At 69.7% G+C, this 12,081-nt stretch carries 9 protein-coding genes; all 9 read right to left on the bottom strand.

Features of this window, described 5'->3' with window-relative positions; genetic code table 11:
- Positions 1–5: 5 nt before the first annotated feature.
- Positions 6–833, bottom strand: coding sequence for a glycosyltransferase family 2 protein (locus RJ1_RS12055; RefSeq protein ID WP_073360144.1), 828 nt, complete (start codon positions 831–833; stop codon positions 6–8).
- Between the two features lie 304 nt (positions 834–1,137).
- Positions 1,138–2,004 carry a nucleoside triphosphate pyrophosphohydrolase gene (locus tag RJ1_RS12050; protein ID WP_073360143.1) on the bottom strand — a complete coding sequence of 289 codons (867 nt, stop codon included), beginning with the start codon at positions 2,002–2,004 and terminating at the stop codon, positions 1,138–1,140.
- A gap of 4 nt (positions 2,005–2,008) precedes the next feature.
- Positions 2,009–5,659, bottom strand: coding sequence for a transcription-repair coupling factor (gene mfd, locus RJ1_RS12045; protein WP_073360142.1), 3,651 nt, complete (start codon positions 5,657–5,659; stop codon positions 2,009–2,011).
- A gap of 119 nt (positions 5,660–5,778) precedes the next feature.
- On the bottom strand, positions 5,779–8,244 hold the full coding sequence (locus tag RJ1_RS12040) for a glycosyl hydrolase 2 galactose-binding domain-containing protein (protein ID WP_073360141.1): 2,466 nt from the start codon (positions 8,242–8,244) through the stop codon (positions 5,779–5,781).
- Positions 8,244–9,209, bottom strand: a complete 966-nt coding sequence (locus RJ1_RS12035) for a DUF1839 family protein (protein ID WP_073360140.1) — start codon at positions 9,207–9,209, stop codon at positions 8,244–8,246. The genes RJ1_RS12040 and RJ1_RS12035 overlap by 1 nt, the downstream gene beginning before the upstream one ends.
- On the bottom strand, positions 9,206–10,156 hold the full coding sequence (locus RJ1_RS12030) for an amino acid--[acyl-carrier-protein] ligase (protein ID WP_073360139.1): 951 nt from the start codon (positions 10,154–10,156) through the stop codon (positions 9,206–9,208). The genes RJ1_RS12035 and RJ1_RS12030 overlap by 4 nt, the downstream gene beginning before the upstream one ends.
- Positions 10,153–11,358, bottom strand: coding sequence for an acyl-CoA dehydrogenase family protein (locus RJ1_RS12025; RefSeq protein ID WP_073360138.1), 1,206 nt, complete (start codon positions 11,356–11,358; stop codon positions 10,153–10,155). Before RJ1_RS12025 ends, RJ1_RS12030 begins: the two co-directional genes overlap by 4 nt.
- Positions 11,355–11,597, bottom strand: a complete 243-nt coding sequence (locus RJ1_RS12020; RefSeq protein ID WP_005238830.1) for an acyl carrier protein — start codon at positions 11,595–11,597, stop codon at positions 11,355–11,357. The genes RJ1_RS12025 and RJ1_RS12020 overlap by 4 nt, the downstream gene beginning before the upstream one ends.
- Complete coding sequence (acpS, locus tag RJ1_RS12015) at positions 11,594–12,079, bottom strand: holo-ACP synthase (protein WP_073360137.1); 486 nt, start codon at positions 12,077–12,079, stop codon at positions 11,594–11,596. The genes RJ1_RS12020 and acpS overlap by 4 nt, the downstream gene beginning before the upstream one ends.
- Positions 12,080–12,081: the final 2 nt, after the last annotated feature.

Below are 12,081 nucleotides of genomic sequence, written 5' to 3'. Positions count from 1 at the left end.
CGGTGTCAGCCCTGCGGAACGGGGGCCGGGGACACGTGCGTCGCGGTGGTGCGCTGTTCGCTCCTGATGGTGCGCAGCACACGGAGTCCGTCCCGCACGGCATTCAGATTGCTCTCACCGTGGATGCGGTCCTGCTCGAAACTCGGCACCTCGGTGATCTTCAGCCCCGCGTTGGCGACCCGAACGTTGATGAGGGTCTCGATCTCGAACCCGTCGCCCCACTGCGCCTCGGTCGCGTCGACCGCGGGCAAGGCCATCACCGGGACGTGGTGGCGCCAGAATGCGTTGTAGCCGTAGCACAAGTCGCTGAACGAGGCCCCGAACTTGAGGTTGACGATGGCATTGAGCGCCTTGTTTCCGAGCTTTCGGCTGAACGTGATGTCCGAGCTGCCGCCGCCGTCGGCGAAGCGGGTTCCCTTCGCGAAGTCCGCGCCCGCCACGAGGGCACCGACGAACAGCGGAATCTCGGCCGGGTCGGTGGATCCGTCGGCGTCGATCATCACGATGATGTCGGACGTCGCGGCAATGAAGCCGCAGGCGAGGGCATTGCCCTTGCCCTTGCGGCTCTGCGTCACGACCCTCGCGTCCGGCCACAGGCTCCGGGCCACCTCGACGGTGTCGTCGACGGAATGGCCGTCCACGAAGACGATTTCGTCGATGTCGGCCGGCATGCGCGCGGCCACGTGGGGAAGGTTCTTGGCTTCGTTCATCGCGGGCACGACGACGGTGACCGTCGGGCGGCCCGGCGCGCGGTCGGCGGTGCCGGCCTCGTCGATGTCGTGCGCGTCTGTCTCGTCGGAAGGTTCCAGGCGGTCAGGCGTGTACAGGCTCATGTGTCCGTCTCTCATCGTCGGGCAATCGACTCGGCCCGGAAGCATCACAATGTGTGGTCCCCTGTGGGTACCGGCCCTCGCCCGACCGAAGCTCGGATACCCACCACGTGCAGTGCGCGAAGCCCACAAACACCCTCCTCGGAGGACCTCACGGTTCTCCGAAACACATGTTTGCAACCAACTGGTCTTCTATGCGCGTTTTAAACTACCTCAGGTTTGTTTTTCTCGCACTACGAACACGAGGGTGATTCATCACTCAGTTACATTTTGGCAAACTCGAGCGATAGAGCTGATCGACCCTGTATCAGGACGTCCAGTAACCGAGCCAGTCCGCGGGGGCGAGTTCGCTCTTCCCCGCCGCGCGCGCAGCGTTCTCGGCCGCGCGGATACGGGCGATGAGGTCGTGTGTCGCCGCCTGCAGCCGCGACTCGGCGGCGACCACCGCCGCGCTGTCAGCAGTGATCTCCGTGGGCACCAGCTCGGACGGCAAACCCGCCTTGCCTGCGCGGGCGACGACCTTCGCCGCCAGCGACGCCGCCGGCTGACTCATCGCGATGCCGTCGAGGCAGGAGCTGCGGGCCTTCTCCGCCGCCTTCCGGATCTCCCACGCCCGTTCCTGCTCGGCGATGTCGATCGGGCCCACGACGTCCTGGCCGAGATGGGGGCTGCGGTGCACGAGTTTCGCGACCAGGGTCGCGGCGACGTCGTCGACGTCGAAGTTGCCCGCGGCCGACGCGATGCGCGAATGGAACAGAACCTGCAGCAGCAAGTCGCCGAGCTCTTCTCGCAGATCACCGGGTTCGGCGGACTCGATCGCATCCAGCACCTCGTACGTCTCCTCGACGAGATAGTGCGACAGGGTCCGGTGCGTCTGCGTCACTTCCCAGCCGCCGTAGCTCCACAACCGGTCCATCACCTCGGCGGCCTCGACGAGGTTGTCGCCCGGCACTTTCGGTGCCGCGACGACTCGGGAGCCTGCCGCGACCCACTCACGCACTGTCGGATGGTCGGGATCGGTACTGATCAGGACGGCGGCCCCCGGTGCGGCGCGCAGCAACGTCCGCACGTCGTCGGGAACCTCGTCGGTGAACTCCACGCCGTCACCGACCAACCCGACGGCCTCCATCGGGATGGTCGTGGGCCGCAACGGGTCGAGCAGAACCACCGTCATCAGGTCAGGCCTCCATCACCACGGACCCGGCGGCCTTGCCGTCCAGCGCGAGCACGAAATCGGCGATGTACTGCAGCAGTTCCACGTCGCGCACCCGCTCCGCGCCGATCCCGCCCGAGCCCGCACGGGGCAGCGGCAGCTGCACCATGCCGGTGGTGGCACGGTACTGGGCGCTCGGGTAGATGCGCTTGAGACGCAGCTGCTTCGAGTCCGGCAGCGGCATCGGCGAGATCTTCAGCTGCGTGCCGACCACGGCGATCTCCTCGAGCCCGTGCGCGCGGGCCAGCAGCCGCAGTTTGGCCACCGAGACCAGTCGCCGGACCTCCTCGGGGAGCGGCCCGTACCGGTCGACGAGTTCGTCCACCACGGCGGTGATGCCGTCGAGTTCCGTCGCCGCCGCGAGCTTGCGGTACCCCTCGAGCCGGAGACGGTCGCTGGTGACGTAGTCGGGCGGAATGTGCGCGTCGACGGGCAGGTCGATGCGGACTTCCTTCGGGGCGTCGTCCGTCGTGATCGGCTTGCCGTCCGCGGCCGCACGGAACGCCTCGACGGCCTCCCCCACCAGTCGCACGTACAGATCGAACCCGACACCCGCCACGTGACCGGACTGCTCGGCGCCCAGCACGTTTCCGGCGCCACGGATCTCGAGGTCCTTCATCGCGACCGCCATACCGGCACCGAGGTCGGAGTTCTGCGAAATGGTCGCGAGGCGGTCGTACGCCGTCTCGGTGAGCGGCTTCTCGGGCGGGTACAGGAAGTACGCATATCCGCGTTCACGGCTTCGACCGACGCGGCCACGCAGCTGGTGCAGCTGCGACAGGCCGAGCGAGTCGGCGCGTTCGACGATCAGCGTGTTGGCGTTGGAGATGTCGAGACCCGTCTCGATGATGGTGGTGCACACCAGCACGTCGTAGTCGCGTTCCCAGAAACCCTGCACGGTCCGCTCGAGGGTGTCCTCGTTCATCTGGCCATGCGCCACCGCCACGCGCGCCTCGGGCACGAGGTCGCGGATCCGCTGGGCCGCCTTGTCGATCGAGCTGACCCGGTTGTGGACGTAGAACACCTGCCCGTCGCGAAGCAGTTCCCGTCGGATGGCCGCGGCCACCTGCTTGTCGGCGTACGCACCGACATACGTGAGAATCGGGTGCCGTTCCTCCGGCGGCGTGAGGATCGTGGACATCTCCCGGATGCCCGCCATGCTCATCTCGAGCGTTCGCGGGATCGGCGTCGCCGACATGGTGAGAACATCGACGTGTGTCCGCAGTGCCTTGATGTGTTCCTTGTGTTCCACACCGAAGCGCTGCTCCTCGTCGACGATCACGAGACCGAGGTCCTTCCACCGGACCGCGGTCTGCAGCAGCCGGTGGGTGCCGACCACCACGTCGATCTCGCCGTCGGCCATGCCCGCGATGATCTCCTTGGAATCCCCCGCATCCGTGAAGCGGGAGAGCCCACGCACTTTCACCGGGAACGCCGCCATGCGCTCGGTGAACGTCTGCAGGTGCTGCTGGGCGAGGAGCGTCGTCGGCACCAGGACCGCCACCTGCTTGCCGTCCTGCACGGCCTTGAACGCCGCCCGCACCGCGATCTCCGTCTTGCCGTAACCGACGTCGCCGATGACGACGCGGTCCATCGGGACCGCCTTCTCCATGTCGGCCTTGACCTCGCTGATGACCGTCAGCTGGTCGTGGGTCTCGGTGAACGCGAAGGCGTCCTCCATCTCCTTCTGCCACGGGGTGTCGGGGCCGAACGCATGACCGGGCGCGGCCTGGCGTGCCGCGTACAACTGGACGAGCTCGCCGGCGATCTCTCGAACCGCCTTGCGCGCCTTGCGTTTCGTGTTGGCCCAGTCGGAACCGCCGAGCTTGCTGAGCGCGGGCAGTTCGCCGCCGACGTACCGCGACAACTGGTCCAGCGACTCCATCGGGACGAACAATCGGTCGCCCGGATGGCCGCGCTTGCTGGCGGCGTACTCGATCACGAGGTACTCGCGCCGTGCGCCGCCGATGGTGCGCTCGACCATCTCGACGAACCGCCCGATGCCGTGCTGGTCGTGCACCACCATGTCGCCGGCCGTCAGGGCCAGCGGGTCCACCTGGTTGCGGCGCTTCGCCGGCAGCCGCTTGCCGTCGCCGACCGCGGCCACCCGGTTGCCGGTGAGGTCGGCCTCGGTGACGATGACGAGTCCGGGGGTGGAATCGTCGCCGGGGAACACCAGGCCGTCGTGGAGCGAACCGCGCAGCACTCCCACCTGACCGCGCGCGGGTTCGGAACCGGGTGCGAGTTCCGCCGCGGGCACCTCGGCCTCGCGCAGACGCTCGAGGACTCGATGCGCGGTGCCGGCGCCGGCAACCACGACGACGGCCCGGCCGCCGGTGGTCACGTGTGCCCGCAGGCTCACGAACAGTTCCGACAACAAGTCGTCGGAACCGCGTACCTGCGGTGCCGGCGTGATCGCCAACTCCAGTTCCTCGCCGCTCCCGGACGCGAGCGGGCTCAGCGTCCACCACGGCAGTCCCGCGGCCTCCGCGGACTCACGGACCTGCCTGAGCGAGCGGTACGCGGAGGCGCCGAGGTCGATGCCGTCGGCCTTCAACACCGACGTGTCGAGCGGGACGGCGCCGCCGATCGACGCCGCCGTCCACGACGCCTCGAGGAATTCCTGACCGGTGCGCACCAGGTCGGTGGCGCGCGTCCTGATCTTCTCCGGATCGCACAGGAGCACGTGCGCGCCGTCGGGCAACACGTCGGTGAGCAGTTGGAGCTGCCCCGGTCGCAGCACCGGCAGCAGCGCCTCCATGCCCTCGACCGGGATGCCGGCCGACATCTTGTCGAGCATCTCGACGAGCGCGGCGTCGGCCTGGTTGTCGACCGCGAGCTGAGCTGCCCGGTCGCGGACGTCCTCGGTGAGCAACAGTTCGCGGCAGGGCGGCGCGATCACGGCGTCGATCTCGAGTTCGGCCAGCGACCGCTGGTCCGCCACGGAGAACGCGCGCAACTCGGTGACCTCGTCGCCCCAGAACTCGACGCGCACGGGATGGTCCGCGGTCGGTGAGAACAGGTCCAGAATGCCGCCGCGGACGGCGAACTCGCCGCGCTTGCCCACCATGTCGACGCGTGTGTACGCCATCTCCACGAGCCGCTGGATCAGCCCGTCGAAGTCGTGCTCCACACCCACGCGCAGCGTGACGGGCTCGATCTCCCCGAGGCCGGGGGCCATGGGCTGCACCAGCGAGCGGACCGTGGTGACGATGACCTGCAGCGGGGCGCCGTACGAGCGGTCGTCCGGCCGCGCCAGTCGGCGGAGCACTTCCACGCGGCGACCGACCGTGTCGGCGGTCGGCGACAGCCGCTCGTGCGGCAGCGTCTCCCAGGACGGGAACTGCGCCACGGCGTCGCCGATCATCTCCTGCAGTTCGGCGGTGAGGTCGTCGGCCTCACGACCGGTCGCGGTGACCAGCAGCAGGTGGGTGCGTTCGGCGAGGGCCGCGGCCACGAACGGCCGGGCCGGTCCGGGAGCGACGACGTCGAGGTGACGGCGTCCGAGTGCCTCGGTCACCTGCGCGACGACGCCGTCGCCCAGCGCGATCTTCGCCAGACCGGCGAGCGGGGTGTCTGCGGACGAGGGCTCGGCAGCGATGAGCGGGGAAGACAACGACGCACTCCTGAGCAGTGATGACGAACTGCCGGCGAACAGCTCGGGCCGGGGCGGGCGGCCAGTTGCGGACTGAGCCAGCCTAGTCGATATCGCACACGGACGGACCGGGGTCCGGATCAGGCGGAGGCGGGTGCGACCCGGGCGACGGCGATCGAGTTCAGCGCCCCCACGTGCCCCGTCACCGTATCCGCGGTCCCGGTCCTGCGCACCGGCACGATCCGGGTGCCACCGGGTGGCAGATGAAACCAGGAGTCGGCCGGTTCGAAGCCGCCGAGTTCGAGGTGGACGTACTGCGCAGCGCCCTCGGTCCCGACGTCGACCACCCAATCTCCGGACGCCGTCTGCCGCGCGGCCGCCGTCAGTCCCACGGTGCGTTCGAGCGGACGTGCCGGGCCGCCGACGAGGTGGACGGCCTCGGCGACGACGTCCTCGCCCGACAACGTGACGGTCACACTCTCGTATCCGCGGGGGCCGAAACGGTGGACGTGCGTGGCGTCGGTGAACCGCCCGAGCAGCGTGTCGAGCGACCACCGGCGGGCGGCGTGCGCGGCCACCGTCACCGGCTCGGAGACGTCGAACGCCCGGGTTCCCGTCCGGGTGTGGACCTGCACCCGCAACTCCCCTGCCACCGGGCGGTCGGTGTCGTTGACCGCGTCGATCCGCAGTCCGTCCATCCCGTCCTCGGCGAGCAGCACCGCCACCGGCTGCGAGAGCCGCCGCATCACGAACCACGGCGCCTTCGGCCTGCCGTCGGAGTCGAGCAGCCCCCACCCGGCGCCGGGTTCGAGGTCACGCAGCGACAGCACCAGCGCCCCGTCGCATCCCGACCCGGGCCGGCGCCAATAGCCGAGAGTCGCCGCGAAGGCCTCGCAGATCGCGGCCCGGCCGAGGGCGAGATACCGCTCGGGGTCGCTCCAGCGGACCGTCGACGGCTCCCCACCGAACAGCGTCCGCACATAGTGGTCGCGGACGTCCTCGAAGTCCCACGACGCCCCATTGTCCCTCGGCACCGCCGCCTTCCAGCGGGGATGGTGACCGGCGGCCGCGAGGCTACCGAACTCGGCTTCGATCACCGAGTTCGACGGGGGGATCGAGAACGCCAGGCACTCGGCGGCAAACCGCACCCCGGCCTGCCGGACGTCGGACAGGGGAAGCCGGTAGCCGCCGATGCCGAAGTAGTGGGCGACACCGGTCCCGACATGGGTCGCGAGCGCGCCGCTGCCCGGCGGTGCGGACGGTGACGAGGACACCGGCACCACCCCGGGTGCGGTCTCCGCGACCGCCGCGGGAATCACGTCGTGCACCGCCGCCAGGTGCGGCGACGGCAACCCGAGCAGCGCCGGTTGCTGTTCCGTCTCGCTTCCCCCGCTGAACACGGTGAGCGCCGGGTTGCCGGACAGCGGCCGGAGCACGGCCTCGATCTCGGCGGTCAGGAGGTCCAGAAACGGCTCGTCGTCCGGCGGGTCGAACGTCGACAGCATCGCGTCCTGCCACACCATGACACCGAGTTCGGCACAGTCGTCCCAGAACGCGGCGTCCTCGTACAGCAACGTGCCAGGTACCCGGACCATGTTGAGTCCGGCCTCGACCACCCGCTCGAGAGTCTCCCGCTTCTGCGACCGGCCACCCAGCCCGATCGGATCGACCGGGGTCCATACGGCGCCGCGGCAGTACACGTCGACCCCGTTGACGGACAGCCGGAACCCGCCGTCGCCGCGGGCCGCGCGCACGGTGCGGAATCCGACCGCACCGAGGTCGACGGCGTGCTCGCCCAGGACGATGCTCAGCGGATACGTCGCCGGGACGCCGTGGGTGTGGGGCCACCACAACCGGACGTCGGGGACGCGGATGTGTGCGCGCACTTCGCGCACGGTGGCCTCGGTGTCGACGACGGTCGCCTGCACGGCGAGGTCGCCGAGCCGGACCACGGCTACGGGCCCGCCACCGTGATGCACGCGCACGGAGAGGTCCAGTACCCCGGTCCCGTCGTCCACGGTCGTGACCACGTGCCGGTCCGACACCAGGGGCGCGCCGCCGTCGTGCAGTCGTACCGGCCGCCACGGCCCGACGGGCGCCGGCACCCGGCCGTACACCGACGCGCGGCCGAGCAGGCTGGTGCGCATCCAGCGCAACCCCTGCGCGCTCACCAGCGAAGACCGCCAGCGTCCGCGCGGTCTGCGGCGGCGGAGGGCGGCGTCGAGCGAGAGGAATCGGATCGCCAGCGTCACCGTGCCGGGCAGACAAGCGAGTTCGACCGAGGCCGGCACGAACATCGACTCCGACGACAGCACGCGATCGTCACCGACCCACACCTCGGCGGGCGAGGCGAGACCGTCGAATTCGAGCCGCCACGGTCCCGGGCCGGCGCCCGGCACCTCGGTGACGAACCACCAGTCCACCGCGTCGGTGTTCACCGCGCGCGCCGCCGTCGCGCCGTCGGCCGCCCGGACGGCACCCGCCGCGGTGCCCGGCACCTCCGCCGGATACCAAGGACCCGCCGCGCCCGCCAACTCCGACGGCTCGGTGACCGATCCGGGTTCCGTTGCCGCGCACCGCCACCGAGCGTCGGCGAGAAGATCCACTACGCGCGTCCGACTGCGCGCGCCACGCCGTCCACCGACCGTTCCCACGCCTCGGCCATTCCGTCGAGCTGCGCCGACGGGTCGACGGTACGTCCGCGGGCCGCCCGCGCCATCTGGAACTGGACGCTCTTCGCTCCCTGCGCCACCGCCCGGAAACCCGGCGCGTACGCACCGGCTCCCGCGAATCCGTTGCGCTCGAGGTACTCGCAGACGTCGGCGGCCAGTTCCGCCGTGGCCCCGCACTGCCGCAACACGCCGAACGTCCACAGGTGGAACGTCTCGATACCGGCGTCGCGGATCCAGGGCACGTCGGCGACCACCCGCTCGCCGAGAGCGCGCACCGGATTTCCGTCCGGTCGCGTGGCGAGATGATGCCGCAGCACCGAATCGAAGCGGTCCACCCGGAATCCGGGATCCCCGTCGAACCGGACCTGCTCCACGTAGGGCGTGAACGGCGCCGGTCCGGCGTCGCCGAGTCCGAACAACCCGCGAAAGTCGTCGCCGGTCAACCGGTGATAGCCGCTGTTGTGGAAGTACTCGAGCACACCGGCGTCCCTGTCGATGCGGTTCGCGACGATCGTGGTCTTGGTATGGGTCTCGTGGTAGCCGGTGCCCACCGTGTCCGGGAGCCAGTGCGCATCCACCTCGACGGTCGACAGCATTCCTGCCGCGAGGTTGTCCTCGACGTGGTCGAGAACCCGGCGCCAGACGTTCATCTCCCCCACGTCGATCCCGTACAGCGCGAACAGATCCTCGGTCTTGAACTTCAGGAACGTCCACTGCGCTCCGTCGAACCTGGCGCCGAACGCGCACGCGGCGGCAGGAACCGGATCCAGCCCGAGCGAGTGGAGGATCTCCACCCACAGATCGAGGTAGCAGTTCGTCTCGGTCCAGGTCCGCTCGTCGGAGTGGATGGGGTGCGGCTCGTACGCGTCCGGCGAGATATCGATCAGGCGGGACGTCACAGCGACATCCGGGCTTTCACCGCACTCGGCCAGCGCGACGGGTCCATGCCGTGGGTCCGGAGCATCGCGAGGGCGATCCGTTCCATCCCGAATCCCACACACGCGCTGTGCGCGACGCCCCCGTCCGCGGTCACGATGTCGAACGTGACCCCGAAGTGGTCCTGGTGGCAGTTGCACGAGACGATTGCGGTCCCCTCGTCGAGGTCGCCGTACAGGCGCACCGTCAGCTCGGTCTTGAGGTTCTCCTCGCGCTGGTTGGCGGCGAGCATGCGTCCCACCCGGCCGAAGAACGGATCGTTGGCGACGACCGGGGTGGCGTCCAGCCACAGGTCGGACAGCACCTCCAGCCCGCGCTCGATCCACGAATCACGATGATTCGCGGCCTGATCCGCCGTGCCGATCCGCACGAACTCGTGCATCCGGAACGCCTGCATGCGGGCGGGGTCGAACGCGGGCTCGTGCCGGAAGCAGTAGCCGTACACGTCCAGCAGCGCGCCGCCGTCGGGCAACGCACCCGTGAACATCGGGTACGCCGGGTGGCAGGCCGCCGACACGAGCATCGTGTCCGTCGGTTCGAGCCACTTGTCCCAGCTCCGCCCCTCGGCCCGCGCCGCCAGCAACTGGGCGTGCTCGGCATTGGTACCCGTGAACGTGTTGACGGCACCGGTCAGATTGGGGAACGACGCGATGTAATCGGTGCGCTCGAAACTGGTGCGCGGGAACACCGGAGGAAACCGGAACCGCGCCGCGGCCGCACCCGGACCCGCTGCCCGCACGACCGCGTCGATGCCGTCGACGACGTCCTCGAACAACCCCGACCGCCCGTAGAGACCCGGGACGGACGTGTCCACGAGCAGTCCGGCCTCCAGCAGTTCTGCCCGGAACGCGCGCCGGGCCAGCTCGAGTTCGCTCGTTTCGTCCCGCTCCACTGCTACATCCGTGCTCATATCGTCCCCCGGTATGCCGTGGCCATCTGCGCCGAGTTGGCCATGATTCGGTCGTTGTTGACCATGACGGCTGCACCGTGCGCGTCGCGCAGGTGCCGCCCCAGCGAGTACTCCGTGTCTTCGCGGTACCCCGAGATCCCGCAGATCAGCAGCGCCCGGCCGACCAGGTCGACGGCGAGTGTCGACGCCGTGACCTTCAGGTTGTTCATCGCCAGCGAATAGCCCACTCCGCCGGCAACTTCGGCGTCGGGTGAACCGTCGGGCGCCGACGCCGACTCGTCGAATCGGCGGGCAGCCGAGAACACGAGGTCCGAGAACTGCTGGTGCACGGCGGCCGCCTCGGCGAGACGCAGCGCGCCCGGCGACGCCACCCCGGGCTGCTTGCGTGCTGCCGCCCGCACGTACCGGCGCGCCTTCTCCACCGCCGCGTCGGCGATCCCGAGCCACACCGCGGACCACACCGAATGCGAGACCGGGAGCATCGTCGCCGACGAGATCTCCGAGTAGGGATCGTCGACGACGAGTTCGGGGGTGGTGACGGCTCGCAGCACGAAGCCCGGGCTGCAGGTTCCCCGGAGCCCCAGCGTGTTCCAGTCGCCGGTGCGTTCGAGCGTCAGATCGGCGCGGCGGCAGATGACGAGCACCTGGTCGCTCGGCGGGCTGTCCGGGGTGCGCCGCGCGGTCGCGAGGATCGCGTCGGCGTACTCGCCGTACGAGATGACGGGGGCGTTCTTGACGAGCGCCACCACCCCACCGGTCCGCTCGACGGCGCAGGTGCTGCGACGCACGTCGCCGCCGATGCCCAGTTCCGTCGTCGCCGAGGCCAGCAGGTACTGCCCGGCGACCGCCTCACGCAGGAACTCGGAGACGCCGGCACCACCCGGATGCCGTACGAGCGAGAGGATCTGGGTCTGGTGCATCGCAAACACCATCGCGGTGGCGGCGCAGTGACGGCCGAGGGTCCGGGCGATCGTGCACAGGTCCCGCAGCGACGCGCCTTCGCCGCCGAGTTCCGGGGGAACGGCACACGACAGCAGGCGCTGTTCCCGCAGACAGTCGACTGCCTCCTGAGGAAAGCGTGCGTCGCGATCGACGTCGGCGGCCCAGCGCGCCGCCACCTCGGCCACGGCCTGGGCGCGCGCCGGCGGTCCCGGCGCCGGTGCGGACTCGATCCCCGCGTCGTCCGCCAGGGCGATGCTCACGCCACACCGAGTTCGACGAGCGCGCCCCGAATGGAGTCGACGCTCGCGAACGTGCTCTTGCGCAGCAATTCGTCGGGGAACTCGATGTCGAACGAATCCTCCAGCGCCAGCATCACGTTGACACTCGCGTGCGAGGTCAATCCCAGCTCGTACAGGTCGGCGCCGACAGCGATGCTCGCCGCGTCGACCGACAGCCGGGCGTGGTCGCCGAGAACCTTGCGGATGGTCTGCTCGCTCATGGGTGGCGTTCTCCTTGGTGATGGTGGGGCGTGCCGAGCCGGGACGCGGTGACCATCGCGATCGCGACGTCTTCCTCGTGTGAGATCGAGACCTGGAATCCGCCGATGCGCTCCCGCTCGGCGAGGGTCGACGCGTTGCCGGACAGGCGCACTCCGCACCCACCCCAGCTCTCGCGCCGGATCTCGATGGACTGCCACGGAAGCGCGACGTCCCCGGGTCGCAACACCTTGACGACGGCCTCCTTGGCCGCGAATCGCGCGGCCAGGCGCTGGGCCCGGGCAGGCCCTTCGCAGGTTTCGAGTTCGTGCGGGGTGAAGATCCTCGCCAGGTAGCGGTCGCCGAACCGATCGACACTGCTCCGCACGTGCCCGACCGTCATCACATCGCACCCGATCCGAAACTCTGGGATCGACCCGATCCGGAACTCTGGGACCGACCCGATCGAGATCTCGGGGACCGAACCGACAGCACCACCAGACATCG

This window comes from Rhodococcus jostii NBRC 16295 (assembly GCF_001894825.1).
GTDB lineage: Bacteria > Actinomycetota > Actinomycetes > Mycobacteriales > Mycobacteriaceae > Rhodococcus_F > Rhodococcus_F jostii.
This window is presented reverse-complemented; position numbering and strand designations above follow the sequence as displayed.